Source organism: Halostagnicola alkaliphila (assembly GCF_055379965.1).
In genome coordinates this window covers 3,098,599-3,114,973 of record NZ_AP043826.1, presented here as the reverse complement: position 1 = coordinate 3,114,973, position 16,375 = coordinate 3,098,599, and the positions used below count along the sequence as shown (strand labels likewise).

Below are 16,375 nucleotides of genomic sequence, written 5' to 3'. Positions count from 1 at the left end.
CATGTGTACACGTTCCCCATTAGAAACTCAAAAATGAAAACGTTTTTTATTTCTCTATTCGCAACAGTCAGTATGGACGATACGAGTAGCCGCTGTAAATCGTTTCGTACGACTCGGCAAGATTTGATTACCGCCGAGAGAGGCCCGGATGACAGACGACAGCTGCGGCGAGCCCGCCTGATGGGGGGATGGGGATGAAACGAAAGTCCGTCGTAACCGTCTCGATGGCGTTGCTGTTGGTCACCTCCGGCGTGTTCGTCGCAGGCGTCGGCGGCGTGCTGGCCGAAGAAGGCGGTGACGACGAAGACGCGCTAGCGGAGCTTCAACAACAGCAGGAACTCCAACAACAGCAACTCAACCAGATGCAAGAACAGAGTCCGCCGCCCGCTCGCGGCGAGCCGGATCTGAACCTTCGCGTTCCGAACCCGACCGTCCAGACCGGCGAGACCAACGAGGTCAACGTGCAGGTGACCAACGACGGCGACTTCGAAGCGGGCGTCGACGAGATGCGCGACGCCGTGACGACCGCCCGAAACGTCGAGATCGAAGCCGATGCGGACGGTACCCCACTCGAGGTGCGAAGCGGGAAGCTGTCCGTCGGCACCGTCTCCGACGCCCAGCCCAACGAAGCACCGATCGCGATCGACGTTCCCGAGGACGTCGACGCGGGGACGTACTCCATCGACGTCGAAGTCTCGTACATGTACACGGAACGGTCAACCTCGAGTAGCACTGTCTACGAAGTGGACGAAACGGATACCATGTCGATCGATGTCGTCGTCGACGACGACGCGCAGTTCGATATCGTGGAGACGAGAACCGACGCGCAGATCGGCGACTCGGGTACCCTCGAGGTCGACGTCGAAAACACGGGCAACGAGACGGCCACAGACGTCAACGTGGCGCTCGAGACGATGAGCGGTGGGTTCGTGTTCGGCAGCGCGGAACACGAGACGGCCGCCGAACGGGACAGCGCCTGGATCGACGAACTCGAGCCGAACGAAACCGAAACGGTGAGTTACGATGTCTCGGTGATGCCGGACACGTCCGAACGCCAGTACATGCTCGACGGCACGATCGCGTTCAAGACGGCCGACGGCTACGACCGCGTCGACGAGAGTCCGGCGGTCGGCGTGATACCGCAGGCCGAACAGCAGTTCACCATCGACGACGTCGAATCTACCCTCCACGTGGGCGAAGACGGCACTCTCAACGGCGTCGTCACGAACGACGGTCCGACCGACGCCGAAAACGTCGTCGTGCAGTTCACCGAGGAATCGGAGACGATCATCCCGATCGAACGAGGTATCGCCGTCGGAACGCTCGGCGCGGGAGAGTCCGAATCGTTCGAGCTGCCGCTCGACGTCAGCGGCCAGGCCGAAGCGATCGATCGGACGATCGACCTCGGCGTCCAGTATCGAAACGCCGACTTCCAGCAACGAATGTACGAGGACCTCGAGGTCGTCACCTCGGTCAACGAACAGCGCGATCAGTTCGATGTCGACGTCCTCGAGCGCCAGATCGGTGCCGGCGACGAGAAACACGTCGACGTCGAGGTGACGAACAACTTAGACGAGACGGTGACGGACGTCGAAGCGAGCCTGTTCGCCGACGATCCGCTCGACAGCGACGACGACGAGGCGTTCGTCGAGGAACTCGAGCCCGGCGAGTCGGTGACGATGCGGTTCGATCTGGCGGCGGACGACGACGCGACCGAAAAGACGTATCCGATCTCGTTCGACTTCCGGTACGACGACGAGAGCGGAAACAGCCAACTATCCGACACGACCCGCGTCGCGATCGATGTCGGTGAGGGGAGCGGAGGCCTCCCGGTTGGGATGATCGCGCTCATCTCGCTCATCGGCGTCGGCGCTGGCGCGTACGTCTGTCAGAGGAGATAGATGACGGGACCTGGTGAGCGAATCGAAGCGGCGACGGAACGCCTCAACGAGACGATCGTCTCTCGACCGAGGACGGTCATCGTCGTTTTCTTGCTCCTGACCGTCCTGTTTGCGGGCGGGATCACCGCGATCGAATCCGAAACCGATGCGACCGACGCGTTTACGGACGATATGGAAGAACAGGAGGCGCTCGATACGATCAACGAAGAGTTCGAGGGCCCGTTCACGGTGAACGAGGAGACGACGCAGCTCGTCCACACCGGTTCTAACGTCCTGACCCGCGAGGAGTTGCTCCATAGCCTGCACGTCCTCGAGTCGGTCGAAGACCAGCCGGAGCTTCGGATGGAGTCCGCGAACGGGCCGGCTCCGGCCGTCGCACAGGCACTCGACGAGGACGCTCACACGGCGTCCCAACAGCGCCAGGTAATCGAGTCGGCCACGAACACGGAGATCGAACGGGCGATTCAGGCCGTCGCCGACGATCCGGCGTTCGCGGGTGTCGTCTCCGATGACTTCAACGAGAACGAGCCGTCGGCTTCGGCGTCGATCACCGTTATCTCTCACGACGTCCCACAGGAGTTCGGCGACGACGATTTGGCCGAGGTTCAGTCGGCGGTCCAGTCGAGCGCCGACGACGAGTCGTCCGATATCGTCGCCTTCGGCACCGGTGTCATCAACGACGAGTTCGAGAACGTCATCGGCGATTCGCTGGCGATCGTGATGCCCGTCGTCGTCGTTCTCCTGCTCGCGTTCCTCGTCGCGGCATACAGGGATCCGATCGATCTGTCGCTGGGCTTGCTTTCTCTCTTGATGACGATCGTCTGGACGTTCGGATTCCTCGGCTTTTCCGGGATCCCCTTCGATCAGCAGTTGATCGCCGTTCCCGTGTTGTTGCTCGCGGTCGGGGTGGACTTCGGGATCCACATTATCAACCGCTACCGCGAAGAAACGATTCAGGGGTACGAACCGCTCACGGCGATGCGAACCGCGAACAATCAGCTCATGATCGCGTTCGTCATCGTGACGGTGACGACCGTCTTCGGATTCGGTGCCAACGTCGTCTCGGACCTCGACCCGATTCGGAACATGGGTATCGTCTCCTCCGTGGGGATCATCTTCACGTTCCTGATCTTCGGTATCTTCCTCCCGGCGTCGAAACTCGAGGTCGATACTCTCCGTGCGCGATACGGCGTTCCCGAATTCAATTCCTCGCCGATCGCGTCGGAGGACTCCTCGCTCGGACGGTTGCTGTCCGTCCCGGCGACGGCGAGTCAGTACGCACCGACGCTGTTCGTGATCGCACTGCTCGTTCTCAGCGGCGGAATGGGTATCTACGGAATGGGCGTCGACACGTCCTTCGACGAAGAGGACTTCCTCCCGCCCGAAGAGGAGGACTGGTACGTCGGGCACATCCCCGAACCGTTCGCACCGGCGGAGTACACGGTGACGGAGACGATCACCGTCCTCGAGGACCGCTTCGACGCCGACCAGGACGAAACGGTCACGCTGTACGTCGAGGGGTCGTTCGAAGAAGATCACGCGCTCGAGTCGCTGGACAGTCCCAACGAGGACCCGCCCGACAGTTTGGCAGTCGGCCCGGGTGGCCAAACTGACGAGCAGAGTATCGTTACGGTCATCCAATCCTACGCCGAGCAGGACGAGGAGTTCGGCGCGCTCGTCGCCAGCAACGACCGAAGCGGGAACGGCATTCCGGACCAGAACCTCGAGCGAATTTACGACGAGTTGTTCGCCTCGCCCGCCGGAGAGCAAGCCCAGCAGTACCTCACCGAGGATCGTCGCGGAGCGCAGGTCGAGTACGTGATCGACGCCGAGGCCTCTCAGGAGGAAGCAGCGGCCGACGGCGAGGCGTTCGCAGACGAGTTCCGCTACACTGCGACCGCAACCGGGACGATCGTCATCTTCGACGCGATCACGGCGATGATCTTCGACTCGGCGGTCCAGGGCCTCATCGTCGCGCTCGCGCTGTCTGCGGTGTTCCTCGTGATCTCGTACTGGATCTTAGAGCAAAAGCCCCTGCTCGGCATCGTCAACGTGTTCCCGATCGCGGTCGCCGTGGCCTTCCTGATCGGGACGATGCGGCTGTTGGGGATGCCACTGAACGCGCTGACGGCGACGATCCTGTCGATCTCTATCGGCCTCGGGATCGCCTACTCCGTCCACACGACCGCACGCTTCATCGACGAGTACGACGAACACGGTCAGACGCTCGAGGCGCTCACGACGACGCTATCGGGAACCGGCGGTGCACTCGCCGGCAGCATGCTCACGACGTCGCTCGGGACGGGTGCGCTTGCGCTCGCCATCACCCCAGTGTTAGGAGACTTCGGCCTTTTGATGGCGCTAAGCGTGTTCTATTCGTTCGTCGCCGCTGTCGTCGCGCTCCCGCCCGCGTTCTTCCTCTGGGCCCGATTCGACGAGAGGAATACGAGTCTCAAGCAAGTCTTTTCCCGATTTTAGCGGACTTCCCGCTTTCCCGCGTTGCGATGACGATCTACCCGACGGAAATTTTCGAAGGGATCGCCGATCGGCTTCCGTGATCGCTGTCCCCGAACAGTTCCGAGCGATCGATGTCACTTCCGAGGATTGCAACGGTGATAATCACCGATTCCAATTGCCGGCTCGACCGCGGCGAAGGTTGATAGCACTGAACACCGTAGTGTACCTGCGTCGGGAGAGGACCACCGTTTCGACGGCTCGATCACCATTCGACACCCCTCTCCCGGCGCACGTTGTCACTAAGAGGGGTCCAACACAGGCCCCTTTGACAGCGTCGCTGACCGAACGCCGTTTCTCGAGTGTCCACTCTCCGTCGGCGACTTACAACGCTGCTAATGACAGTCAATATTTGAATTACTTCGTGCCTGCAGTAGGGAAAACGGTCTTATCGCACCCCCAGCTTCGGTTTCGCCATCGCAAACGAATCAACGATAGTGAAATTCACGGAAATCACGCTAACCCGGATACACTCACTCGGAGGGTCGCTATCCTTTATTCGGAACCTCGGCCACGGATTGGATGCCGTAACATGAACGTACGCTCCACACTACTGGTCGTGCTCACCGTGACGATGCTCGTTTGCTCGAGCTTCGCGATGGGCGCGGCTGCAACGTCGTCGGATGCGAGTATCGCGACGCTTCAGGACGATCCAGCGGACGATGAGGAATTGGATGACGAACCAGCGGACGATGCTGAAGACGACGATGCCGAAGATGACGAAGCGGATGACGGCATCGGCGAAGATGACGATGCTGAAGATGACGAAGCTGACGACGGCATCGGCGAAGATGACGATGCCGAAGATGACGAAGCGGATGACGGCATCGGCGAAGACGACGATGCTGAAGATGACGAAGCTGATGACGGTATCGGTGACGACGATGCCGAAGATGACGAAGCTGATGACGGCATCGGCGAAGATGACGACGCTGGCATGGATGACGACGAAGCGGACGATGATGCCGGCGTAGACGATGGAGCGGATGACGAGGAAGATGACGAGACGCCTGGCTTTGGTGTCGCCGTTGCACTCGTCGCAGTTCTCGGTGCTGCACTGTTCGCAGCTCGCTCGCAGAACTAACGAACTGCGCGCTGCGAACCGCCTCGACCCCAGCACTACTTCAACGTCGCTTTTTTGGAGCTGTCTCGAGTCGCCTCGAGCGCTAGCTTCGAACAATTTGACAACGAAATAAAACGAACGGAAGGTCTGAAATACTCTCCGTCGTAATCCACGAGTGCGCAGGGGAATACCTACCAATTGGAGTCACACCGATTATCCCTTCCCCGCGCACACCTACCGAGGCCACCACTGGTCTTTTGTCGCCTCGAGAAATCACTCGATGATGACACGAACCGCTCGAGACGACAACACTCATTGGCTCTGATTACGTGATAACGGCTATACTAGCACCGCAATCATCCCGGTGGAACGCTCCTGTTCAGCCAGCACACGTTTCCAAATTGATAACTCGGCTGCAGTGCGCCGATACCCACCCGCACGTGAACCCATGAATCGACCGCGCCCAACACGCTGGAAGACGCGCCTCGTTGCGTTCGTCGTGATCGCGATCACCTCGATGGCGAGTATCGCGATGATCGTCGCGATCATTGGTTCCGCGCTCATCGCAACGGGTATTCAGTACGCTCGAGCGAGGCTTCGCGGTACTCGTGTCTCTCGCTCCGAATCTTCGTCCACGACCGACTCAGAAGAACGGTAGGATCGACGTGGGTGCTGACAGTTCGCCGAGCACGCGGTGGAACTCAGACCCCTCTCGAAGACTTGCTTTTCGACCCGTCCTCCCGAAGTCGATTTCAGGTTACACTCGAGCGGGATGCTCGTCGGCTACCAGAGTGTCTCCGCGTCCAAAACGATACAAAATCGCACGAAGGGCACAGTTCTCGACGGTCAAACCTCGAGTACTGCTCCTCGTCGTTAGTCGTCCGCGGCCGCCGCTTCGACATCGCTCGCCGCGGCGGCTCGCTCCTGATCCTCGAGGTATTCGTCGACGTCGAGTGCGGCTTTGCTCCCCATACCGGCGGCGGTGACGGCCTGCTGGTAGTGGTAGTCGACGACGTCGCCGGCACCGAATATACCGGAGACATCGGTTTCGGTCTGGCCGGCCCCGTCGCCGCCGTTCGTCTTGAGGTAGCCGTCGGCGTCCATCTCGACGCCGGTGCCCTCGAGGTACTCCGTGTTCGGCGTGTGGCCGATGGCGAAGAAGACGGCGCCGACGTCGAACTCGAACTGGTCGGTTTCGGGATCGTCGAGTCGGTCGGTGGGGTGGCCGGCGTCGTGTTGGGCGAGGGTGACGTGGTCGACGCCTTCTTCGGGCGAGCCGTGGATCTCGAGGAGTTCGGTGTTTTTCATGATCTCGATGTCGCCGTCCTCGACCTGCTCGTGGACGCGGTCGATCCAGTACTGTTCGGCGCGGAACTCCTCGCGTCGGTGGGCGATGTAGACGGTGTCGGCGAACTTCGTGAGGAAGGACGCTTCCTCCATGGCGGCGTCGCCGCCGCCGACGACGAGCATGTCCTCGTCGCGGAAGAAGGCCCCGTCGCAGGTCGCACACGTCGAGAGGCCGTAGCCCATCAGTTCGTCCTCGCCGGGAACGCCCAACGTCCGCGCACTCGCGCCGGAGGCGGCGATGACGGCGTCGGCCGTGTAGACATCGCCGTTGGTCAACTCGACGCGGAACGGACGGCTCGAAGCGTCGACGTCGGCGATGATGCCGTTTTTCAGTTCGGCGCCGAACTGCCTGGCTTGCTCTTTCATGTTGTTGACCAGCTCGGGGCCGCCGATGCCGTCGGGGAAGCCCGGGTAGTTCGCGACATCGGTCGTCAACGTTAGCTGGCCGCCGGGCTCGTCGCCCTCGATGACCAACGGATCGTTGTCGCCGCGACCGGCGTAGATCGCGGCCGTCAGCCCGGCGATTCCGGTGCCAGCGATGATGAGTGTCCGGTGTTCGACGCCGGTTTCCGTTTCGATCCCCAGTTTCTCGTCGAGTTCGCCGGTTTCGTCGAGCGCGCTGGTGTCGTCCCAGCCGCCGATCAGCTCGTCGTCGATGAACACTTCGGGTGCCGTTTTGCGTCCCTCGGCGCGCTCGATCATCTCCTCGAAGAGTTCGTCGTCGCCAGTGACGTTGTAGGTCTCGTACTCGACGCCTTTCGCGTCGAAGAGGTCCTTTGCCTTCTCACAATACGGGCAGTTCTCCTTTGTGTAGATCTCGACTCGAGGCTCGTCGCTCATACGGTACCGTTGGGATACAACGCCTAAAACGCCTTCTGTTTCCCGGCTTTTCCGGTCTCATCTCTCCTCGCCACTGGCGATCGGGACGACGCACTTACGAACTCGAGACCCGATAGCTACGCCATATCGATGACTGCAGACCTCGAGGAAAAAACGAACCGGTACGGCGAACTGTTGGCCGAAGCGCTGGCGGAAGCGACCGTCGCCCCGCCGGAGGGGACGCCGATGGCCGAGGCTGCGGCCGAGTGCTACGAGATGGCCGAATCCTACCTCGAGGATGGCACTCACTTTCGCGAACAGGGAGACCTCGTCAACGCCCTGGCCTCGTTTTCCTACGGCCACGCCTGGCTCGACGCCGGCGCTCGAGTCGGTCTGTTCGACGTTCCGACTGAGGGCCATCTTTTTACCGTGTGAGATGGACAACATCGTGTGAGATGCAGAAGTACCGTACGGGTGGACAGCTCCGGAAGCGTGTCGATGTCGACGCGGCGAGAGAGCCGGTTCCCAATCAGTGGGAGCGACGAAAGCTACTTACCTATAACCCGCCCGTAGTACGGACTACGGTGAGTTCGAACGTGACTGAATCCACATGTGGCACGGACCGACACCGTTATATTCACCAGCGTGATTGTCATGCCCGAATCGATCACGTTCGATCACTATATAGCCGAAACCTATATAACCAAATTGCCGATCAGTTTATAACGTAGGCAAAAGACTTATAAACTCTTCGGCCTTACACTATGTTAGCAGCGACGACCGGGTTTTCTTCTGGTTCCCCCACCCGGGAGTCCCAAGTAACGAACTCGATACACCATGACTGATACAACAATTCGAACGTACTCACGCGAAAGTGAGACCGAAGAAGAAACGAGTACGAACGCCGACGAACAAGAGCGCTGTCCGGAGTGTGGTGGACGGGTCGTCTCCGATGCCGAGCACGCCGAGACCGTCTGTGAGGACTGCGGACTCGTCGTCGAAGAGGACGAGATCGATCGCGGTCCAGAGTGGCGAGCGTTCGACGCCGCCGAGAAGGACGAAAAATCCCGCGTCGGTGCCCCGACCACGAACATGATGCACGACCAAGGGCTCTCGACGAACATCGGCTGGCAGGACAAAGACGCCTACGGGAACTCACTGAGCTCCCGCCAGCGCCAGAAGATGCAGCGTCTGCGCACCTGGAACGAACGCTTCCGAACGCGTGACTCTAAGGAGCGAAACCTGAAACAGGCGCTGGGCGAGATCGACCGGATGGCCAGCGCGATCGGCCTTCCGGAGAACGTCCGCGAAACGGCGTCGGTCATCTACCGACGCGCACTCGAGGAAGACCTCCTCCCCGGACGCTCGATCGAGGGGGTCGCGACCTCGTCGTTGTACGCCGCCGCTCGACAGGCTGGCACGCCACGAAGTCTCGACGAGATCTCGGCCGTCAGCCGCGTCGACAAGATGGAGTTAACGCGAACCTACCGGTACGTGATCCGGGAGCTCGGCCTCGAGGTGCAGCCGGCCGATCCGGAACAGTACGTGCCCCGGTTCGCCAGCGGGCTCGACCTCTCCGAGGAGACCGAACGAATGGCTCGAGAGCTGCTCGATGCAGCCCGCGAGGAAGGCGTCCACAGCGGGAAATCCCCCGTTGGACTCGCCGCCGCTTCGGTCTACGCCGCGGCACTGTTGACCAACGAGAAGGTCACCCAGAACGAGGTCAGCGAAGTCGCGAACATCTCGGAAGTAACGATCCGCAACCGTTACAAGGAACTACTCGAGGCCTCGGACACGGCGACTCCGGCATAAACTCCTGCCTCTTACTCCGGTTACCATGCCGATTGCCGTTCGAAGCGATTACCGTTCGAAGACATCGGGACGAACTGAATCGGGTTCCCGCTCGAGACCAACCTCGCCGCAGTAACATCGTCACGCTGACACTCTCGAGGAAGCTTTTTCACACTCGGTGTGCAATACAGTACCATGGATGAGACGTCGATCCAATTGTTGTGTCCCGAGTGTACGAAAGATTGGCAGCGATCACCAACCGACCTTCCGGACACCTCGGAGCTCTTTCATTGCCCGAACTGCCACGCCTCGAGACAGACCTCGGAGTTTACTCGAACCGATCGCGATCTCCGGACACTCAAACAGTTAGGGTAAGCGTGTTCGAACGCACTGTTCTCGCTCGATAGTGCCGCCGTTTCGTCGACGGGCACTTCCATCTCGAGTAGTCCTCAAGCGGAGACCGCTCGAGGTTAGCAGTTGGTTAAGACCTTCCTAACCGATTTTTCGCAACGCTTCCTGAGAGTTTCGCCGAATTTGGCTCAACCGTTGAACCGTCCATTGTAGAAACAGGCAACTACGGAGAGCGGCCGTGCGTGTTAACATTTCTCAAGATAATAATATAACCCTGCAGTGGTTAGAATTGCATGGTTATGAAGAAACAGGAGCTCATTCACCTTCACGGCCTTCTTGCCGAAGTATCGAACCAGTGCGCGGCGTGGGAAGACTGTCAGATTAACCTCGACGAATACGAATCGCTTGGTATTCGGCCGACATCAATCCACAAATCGAAGACGGACCACAAAGCCGCTGTTTTTGCAATCGCAGGGGGAATCACGTACAATATGCGTGAGGAAGAAGAACAGGAAGCAGTCGCCGCAACCGCAGACTGAAGACACGTCGACTCCTCTGAAACTAACTACCTGAGTGACAACGCTGGTTCTGAGTTCCTGTCTCGCTCCGGTCAGTTTCTCCCACAATAGCGATTTTCGGTTACCCGCGTTGTTAAATCGACTTCAGAAGCGGCCGAACCGCTCGCTGTGGTCGTATGGATATCCTACTCGTTGCTGAGTCCACTTTTCCTCGCTTTGTCGGTTCGTCGTTCGATCCGTTCGAGTTAGCAAGGCCGAACCCGATCAGATAACGAGACATTTCACATTATTCCACAACCCGTGCGGTCGTGGCCAGCTACGGTTTCCCTTCGAAACTGGTATGGCTCACCGAGAAACAAGACGATTCCACGACGAAACTGTTGCATCGGTGATTCCGGACCGAAAAATCATTCGAGTAACTCTTCGAACTCCGGCAGTACGTCCTCATCTCCAGCTGCGTCGGCTTCAGTTCCCGACTCGTCATCTTCGAGAACTGATTCTTCTGTCTCTTCGTCGTCACCGGATTCTGCGCTGTCGTCATCGCTCTCGGACGCGTCGTCGTCGTCCACTTTTGTCTCGTCGTCGACCGCTTCGCTCTCTTCGTCTTCTTCGTCATCGTCCTCGATTACCTCGACGTGGAGGACTTCGAGTGGAATGTTCTCGAGTCGCTGGCCGATTTCCTTGCGGGCGATTCGGGAGGCGTGTTCCTCGCGTTCGACGTTGAACACCGTCATCTCGAGCTCGAGCGCGACGAGCGCTTCGTCGGCGGCGATAAAGGCGGGCTCGAGTTCCTCCCCGGAGGGGGACGTTCGGGTCCCCATATTGATTTCGACGTAGTTCAGATCAGGGTTCAACATCTCACCGGTCTTGGAAATCCCGATTCGAATGGCCTCGTTTTCCGTCTCGACATCGTATACGGGCACGGCAGCCTCGACGACAACCCTGCAGTTCATATCGTGTTATTGTATAGCCAACAGTATGAAGCTTCGCCCCGCGTGAGTAGAGTGAGAACCGTCCACAGCGGGTTTGCCCGGCGTTGATGTGACTTTTCGCTGACCAGCCCACGAACGTCTGCCATTCGTATCAGCGAACGCTCGTCTCCGGACGCCATCGGCCCCTTCGAAAGGCCCAAGCCGCCGCTACCGAATTGCGAGACAATGGAAACGGGAACGATTCCGATCGAGGAGTGTTCCGGTGGATTCGATCTGTACCGAACGCTCGAGAGCGGCCAGAGCTACCTCTGGCGGCGCGAAGACGGCGAGATGTACAACGACGACGCCGAACCCGGCCCCGGCCACGACCGCTGGTATTCGACCGTCGTCGACGGGGACGTCATCCGCGTTCGACGCCGCAGCGAGGGGTCAACCGGAAACGCGGCCGACCCGACCGCCGGCGTCCTCGAGTGGGAGGCGAGCGCCGATCGGGAGCCGACGGTCCGACGACTGCTCAGGCTCGAGGACGACCTCGAGTCGATCGTCGACTCGGCGCCGGCGGATCCGTTCCTCGAGGAGGCCTACGAGGCCTATCGCGGCCTCCGACTGGTCGAGGATCCGCCGTTCGGGACCCTGATCTCGTTCATCTGCTCGGCCCAGATGCGGGTCAGCCGAATCCACGGAATGGTTTCGACGCTCGCTCGGACCTACGGCGACGAGATCGAGTTCGGCGGAGACACCTACCACGCGTTCCCGCGCCCCGAACAGCTCGCAGCCGCGACCGAAGCCGAACTCCGTGACCTCGGACTCGGCTACCGCGCACCGTACGTCGTCCGAACGGCCGAGATGGTCGCGAACGGCGACGGCCATCCGGAAAATGCCCGTGATCTCGAGTACGAAGACGCTCGCGACCATCTCAAGCAGTTCGTCGGCGTCGGCGACAAGGTCGCGGACTGCATCCTCCTGTTTTCGCTCGGGTTCGACGAATCCGTTCCGCTCGATACCTGGATCAAAACCGCCATCGCCGACTACTATCCCGACTGTGACCGTGGCAACTACGCCGAGACCTCTCGAGCGATTCGCGAGCGCTTCGGCGGGGAGTACGCTGGCTACGCGCAGACGTACGTGTTCCACTACCTTCGGACCGGCGAGTGATCGTTCGAAGACCGCGTTTCAGACACCCGATATACGACCACTTTCTATAGTGCCGAGACCGTAGGTACCACGTCCCATGTCAGACCCTTTCCGGATCGGACTCATCGTCCCGAGTTCGAACGTCACGATGGAAACGGAGATACCAGCGATGCTACAGTCGCGTCCCGGCCACTACGGCGAGGAGTTCACGTTCCACTCGAGTCGGATGCGAATGCAAAGCGTCACTCAGGAGGAACTCGAGCGGATGGACGACCAATCCGAGCACTGTGCCACCCTCCTCTCGGACGCGAGGTGCGACGTGCTCGCGTACGCGTGTCTCATCGGAATCATGGCTCAGGGGCCGGGCTACCACGAAGAAAGCGAGGAAACGCTCCACCAGAAAACCGCCGAGAACGACGGCGACGCACCCGTCGTCACGAGCGCCGGTGCGCTCGTGCGAGCGCTCGAACGCCTCGAGGCCGAGGAGGTCGCGCTGATCGCGCCGTACGTAGAAGACCTCACGCGGACGGTGATCGACTACTTCGAAAGCGCCGGCGTCGACGTCGTCGACTACGAGACCCTCGAGTGCCCGGACAACCTCGAGGTCGCCCAGCTCGACCAGCGAAACCTCATCGATATCGCCGACGGGCTCGACACTGACTCCGCCGACGCGCTCGTCCTCTCGTCGTGCGTCCAGATGCCGTCGCTCAACTCGATTCAGGCCGCGGAGGATCGGTTCGGGCTCCCGGTGTTCTCGGCGGCGACTGCGACGACCTACGAGATTCTCGATCGTCTCGAGTTGAGCACGCAGGTCCCCGGCGCAGGACGGCTGCTCGCGGGCGGGATCAACGAGTGATCGGAACCAGCCGTCTTCGAACTCAGCCGTTTTCTTCGTCTCGATAGTCGTCCCTGCCGGTGACCGCCCAGTACGCCTGCGAGACGATCGTAATTGCGAATATCGTGCCGAGGACCCCCGCCACGACGAGTGCTTCCGTTCGACCGAGGAGAACCGCCGTCAGCCCGTAGGCGACGCCGAGAAACAGGATCGAGCCGGCGACGAGTTCGAGCAACTCTCGAATATCCGCTCGAGAACTCGAGACGTCGAGAAACTCCTCCTCGAGGCGTTCGATCGGGCCCATCAGTCGCACCTCACCTCGAGACGATCGGACCCCATCGTCAGCAGAACTCCTCGAGCGTCGTCTGGTTTCGTTTCAGCGGCCGCGCTCGATAGCCGTCGTTCGTCTCGAGCACGTCGGCGAACGCCTCGTCGAAGCCGTGGTTCGTGTACACCACGTCGGGATCGACCCGCCGGACGGTTTCGAGGAGTTCGTCGTAGTCGCAGTGGTCGGTGAGCGGGAAGGTGATGTCGTAGTTACCCCGATACAGGAAGCTGTCGTCGACCGCCCAGCCCGAAAATCCGGCTTTGCGCCCGTCGACCCGCTCGACCGTCCGTTCGACCCAGTCGGCTCTCGATTGATTCGACGGGAGGACGACGATTTCGTCTTCCAATTCCCGCAGCTCGCCATCCTCGTAGGCTCGAGCCGGGAACGAGAGGTCGGTCGCCCGTTCGATCGCCCGGTTGACCCGATCGATCGACTCCGAGACGAGCACGTCGCGGCTCGAGACCTCCTTGGCGAGCCACTGGAGTTTCTGCGCCCGTCCGAGCGAGTAGCCGAACAGGAACAGCGGCCGGTCGTCGTGCTCCGCGATCCACTCCCGGATTTGGGTCTCGAGTTCCGTCTGGTCCGGAAACCGGTATTTCGGGAGTCCGTAGGTCGTCTCCATCACCAGCACGTCCGCGTCGACGGCGTCGGGGTCGAATCCCTCGAGATAGGCCCGATTGCGGATCGAGAAGTCGCCCGTGTAGCAGTAGCGCCGACCCGTCGCGTTCTCGAAGACGGCCGCTCGAGAGCCGACGACGTGGCCCGCGGGGACGAGCTCGACCCCCGGCGTCGACTCGACGAACGGGAATTCGGTTCCGGAGCGCGCTTTCGCGATTGCGGCCGTCTCGGCCGAGCAAACGATCGTTTCCGGCGAGGCGGTCGTCGACCCGAACGTATGATCGGCGTGGGCGTGGCTCACGACGTTGACGTCACCGACCGCACTCCGCGCGTCGGCGACAACGTGTGGCTCGCCCTCGAAGTGAATGCCGTCGCGGTGTCTGACCGTCACTACTCGAAGGAAGGGGCTCAAGCACCCTTGGCTTGTCGATTCGGGGGTTTTCGAGAGTGAGTTACGTTGATCGTAACGCTCTGCTCACTTGCTCCGATGGGTTCTGTGGGAACACGACCCCGAAATCCTCGTCCCGCTCGAGCAACACACCAGCGCATGCCACCGCAAATTGGTAGGCCGAAGGCTGTGGCCGGGAGCGCGGCTCCGCGACCCTTCCGCGGAGCCGCGCGACCCGGGGGAGGGCAGGCCTGCGTTGCGGATGCGGTGTGCGGCCTGGCGGAGTGAAAGAGCGAAGTCCACTGGCGCTTGCGTGGTCATCACAGCGACCCCCATCGCCCAGGCGATATGTCGCTGTGGGACCGCCAGCGGGCTGAGGGACTTCGGCGTTACGACCGGCTTCACTCGAGTCTCTCGGAGCGGGGAGAGGTCTTTATCGACCGCATCGGTGTACTGAGAGGCTCAAGAACAGCGACCGGATCTCACCGAACGACTCCGCTATAGCGTCCGGCTGTACTGAGCAGGTATCCGTTTGCTGACTCGTCGAAATCCGCTATTCGCTCGAGGAGCCGGATTTTTACCCCTCGGCCGCTTGCCACCCCACATGACAGACCGAACTCGAGCGCACGTGTTCGTCTCCGGAACCGTTCAGGGTGTCTACTATCGCGCGACGACTCGAGACACGGCCCGGGATGCCGGCGTCGACGGCTGGGTGAAAAACCTCGAGGACGGCCGCGTCGAAGCTGTGTTCGAGGGCCGGGAAGCCGACGTCGAGTCGATGGTCGAGTGGTGTCACGAGGGAAGTCCGGCCGCGGACGTAAACGACGTGCAGGCCGAGTACGGGGAACCAGAGGGCGAGGACGGGTTCGAGATACGGTACTGACGAGTCGACTACTCATGTCCGATCCAGATCCGTCGTCGATCCGCTCGGTCGCCGTCGCCGCCGAGGACGTCGTCGACGCGGCGATCTACAATCGAGAGAACCCCGGCACCGCCGTCCTTCGAGTGACACCCCCGTTCCACGGCCGGATGCGCGCTCGACTCCACGTCTTTCACGACGAAGCCGGGCGCGTGAGCGGTGCGATCCACCTCGAGCCGGCCGACCTCCTCGAGAGCGAAGTGCTCGAGGCCTACCCCTCCTTCGACGATCAACTCGAGGCGGAGACATCGGATCCGGATCAGTTCAGAGAACGGCGTGAACGAGAACTCGAACAGTGGCGCGAACGCGCCTCGAACGCGATCCGCGAGTCGGTCGTGCTCGGGACAGCTGACGGCGAGAGAGTTGCTGAGCCGATTGACGGCGAACCGAGCGACGGCGAACCGACTGACGGCGACGATCTGCCCCACCGCGTCGACGTGAAGCGACTCGGTTAGTGCCCGCCGCGAGGCCTCGAGTTCGAAGCGCCGCGTGCATCCGTCACCGGCACCCGTCACTGCCGCTTCGCACTATAACTGAACGCCCGCGATCGAGCGACGGACCGCGATAGACGGTTGAGAGCGGCGAACGAGTGCGATCGTGACACCTCGACTCCGTCCCGTACTTTCACTTTCACCGCGGACGGATCGGTTTGACGTACTATCGCTCCAACTGACTGGTATGAATCAACTCGGAGAGCAGTTCGACGACGACCGAAGCGCTCGAGAACCGGCAGTCGATTCCGACCGACCGCGGATCGATGTCAGCGATTTGCGAGCGAAAGGCGTCGAGGAGTTCGTCCGGACGAACGTAAGCACCGATTGCGTTTCGCTCGAGCACCGCGGCTCGCACACGTATCTCGTCGTCGAGGAGTGACCCATCTCGTTTCGATCCGGAGAAACCGATACGACTACCCTGCC

At 61.0% G+C, this 16,375-nt stretch carries 17 protein-coding genes; 13 read left to right on the top strand and 4 right to left on the bottom strand.

What is annotated here, in order from left to right:
• Positions 1-194: 194 nt before the first annotated feature.
• The 4 genes from ACZ5C7_RS21020 (at position 195) to ACZ5C7_RS21005 (ending at position 6,136) form a co-directional block, all read left to right on the top strand.
• Positions 195-1,901, top strand: a complete 1,707-nt coding sequence (locus tag ACZ5C7_RS21020) for a COG1361 S-layer family protein (protein ID WP_464378204.1) — start codon at positions 195-197, stop codon at positions 1,899-1,901.
• Positions 1,902-4,379 (top strand): efflux RND transporter permease subunit, encoded by a 2,478-nt coding sequence (locus ACZ5C7_RS21015; RefSeq protein WP_464378203.1) that lies wholly within the window; start codon positions 1,902-1,904, stop codon positions 4,377-4,379.
• A 568-nt stretch (positions 4,380-4,947) separates the two neighbouring features.
• A complete protein-coding gene (locus ACZ5C7_RS21010; protein ID WP_464378202.1) occupies positions 4,948-5,499 on the top strand; it encodes a PGF-CTERM sorting domain-containing protein in 552 nt (183 codons plus the stop codon).
• A 427-nt stretch (positions 5,500-5,926) separates the two neighbouring features.
• Positions 5,927-6,136, top strand: coding sequence for a hypothetical protein (locus ACZ5C7_RS21005; protein ID WP_464378201.1), 210 nt, complete (start codon positions 5,927-5,929; stop codon positions 6,134-6,136).
• 215 nt (positions 6,137-6,351) lie between these two features.
• Here the strand turns inward: ACZ5C7_RS21005 and grxC are convergent, their stop codons facing one another.
• Entirely contained in the window at positions 6,352-7,665 is a 1,314-nt protein-coding gene (grxC, locus tag ACZ5C7_RS21000) for a glutaredoxin 3 (protein WP_464378200.1), read from the bottom strand.
• A gap of 129 nt (positions 7,666-7,794) precedes the next feature.
• On the opposite strand from grxC, the gene ACZ5C7_RS20995 reads away from it, so the two are divergent.
• From ACZ5C7_RS20995 to ACZ5C7_RS20980, 4 genes are all read left to right on the top strand, one after another.
• The gene (locus ACZ5C7_RS20995) at positions 7,795-8,079 is read left to right on the top strand and encodes a DUF357 domain-containing protein (protein WP_464378199.1); all 285 of its coding nucleotides are present in this window, start codon (positions 7,795-7,797) and stop codon (positions 8,077-8,079) included.
• 402 nt (positions 8,080-8,481) lie between these two features.
• Positions 8,482-9,456: a transcription initiation factor IIB gene (locus ACZ5C7_RS20990; protein ID WP_464378198.1), complete on the top strand. Its 975-nt coding sequence runs from the start codon at positions 8,482-8,484 to the stop codon at positions 9,454-9,456.
• Positions 9,457-9,630: 174 nt separating this feature from the next.
• Entirely contained in the window at positions 9,631-9,810 is a 180-nt protein-coding gene (locus ACZ5C7_RS20985) for a DUF7836 family putative zinc-binding protein (protein ID WP_464378197.1), read from the top strand.
• Between the two features lie 275 nt (positions 9,811-10,085).
• Positions 10,086-10,325, top strand: coding sequence for a UPF0058 family protein (locus tag ACZ5C7_RS20980; RefSeq protein ID WP_049954084.1), 240 nt, complete (start codon positions 10,086-10,088; stop codon positions 10,323-10,325).
• Between the two features lie 386 nt (positions 10,326-10,711).
• Here ACZ5C7_RS20980 and ACZ5C7_RS20975 read toward each other — a convergent pair whose 3' ends face one another.
• Positions 10,712-11,257: a DUF555 domain-containing protein gene (locus tag ACZ5C7_RS20975; RefSeq protein WP_464378196.1), complete on the bottom strand. Its 546-nt coding sequence runs from the start codon at positions 11,255-11,257 to the stop codon at positions 10,712-10,714.
• 204 nt (positions 11,258-11,461) lie between these two features.
• Between ACZ5C7_RS20975 and ACZ5C7_RS20970 the strand changes: the two genes are divergently transcribed.
• Both ACZ5C7_RS20970 and ACZ5C7_RS20965 read left to right on the top strand, forming a co-directional pair.
• The gene (locus ACZ5C7_RS20970; protein WP_464378195.1) at positions 11,462-12,391 is read left to right on the top strand and encodes a DNA-3-methyladenine glycosylase family protein; all 930 of its coding nucleotides are present in this window, start codon (positions 11,462-11,464) and stop codon (positions 12,389-12,391) included.
• Between the two features lie 76 nt (positions 12,392-12,467).
• The gene (locus ACZ5C7_RS20965; RefSeq protein ID WP_464378194.1) at positions 12,468-13,226 is read left to right on the top strand and encodes a maleate cis-trans isomerase family protein; all 759 of its coding nucleotides are present in this window, start codon (positions 12,468-12,470) and stop codon (positions 13,224-13,226) included.
• A 22-nt stretch (positions 13,227-13,248) separates the two neighbouring features.
• Here the strand turns inward: ACZ5C7_RS20965 and ACZ5C7_RS20960 are convergent, their stop codons facing one another.
• Positions 13,249-13,509: a hypothetical protein gene (locus ACZ5C7_RS20960; protein ID WP_464378193.1), complete on the bottom strand. Its 261-nt coding sequence runs from the start codon at positions 13,507-13,509 to the stop codon at positions 13,249-13,251.
• 37 nt (positions 13,510-13,546) lie between these two features.
• A complete protein-coding gene (locus tag ACZ5C7_RS20955; RefSeq protein ID WP_464378192.1) occupies positions 13,547-14,542 on the bottom strand; it encodes an MBL fold metallo-hydrolase in 996 nt (331 codons plus the stop codon).
• Positions 14,543-15,143: 601 nt separating this feature from the next.
• Between ACZ5C7_RS20955 and ACZ5C7_RS20950 the strand changes: the two genes are divergently transcribed.
• The 3 genes from ACZ5C7_RS20950 to ACZ5C7_RS20940 all read left to right on the top strand — a co-directional run bounded on the left by ACZ5C7_RS20950 (position 15,144) and on the right by ACZ5C7_RS20940 (position 16,331).
• A complete protein-coding gene (locus ACZ5C7_RS20950) occupies positions 15,144-15,422 on the top strand; it encodes an acylphosphatase (protein ID WP_464378191.1) in 279 nt (92 codons plus the stop codon).
• Positions 15,423-15,436: 14 nt separating this feature from the next.
• Positions 15,437-15,913, top strand: a complete 477-nt coding sequence (locus ACZ5C7_RS20945) for a DUF8009 family protein (RefSeq protein WP_464378190.1) — start codon at positions 15,437-15,439, stop codon at positions 15,911-15,913.
• A 223-nt stretch (positions 15,914-16,136) separates the two neighbouring features.
• The gene (locus tag ACZ5C7_RS20940) at positions 16,137-16,331 is read left to right on the top strand and encodes a hypothetical protein (RefSeq protein ID WP_464378189.1); all 195 of its coding nucleotides are present in this window, start codon (positions 16,137-16,139) and stop codon (positions 16,329-16,331) included.
• Positions 16,332-16,375: the final 44 nt, after the last annotated feature.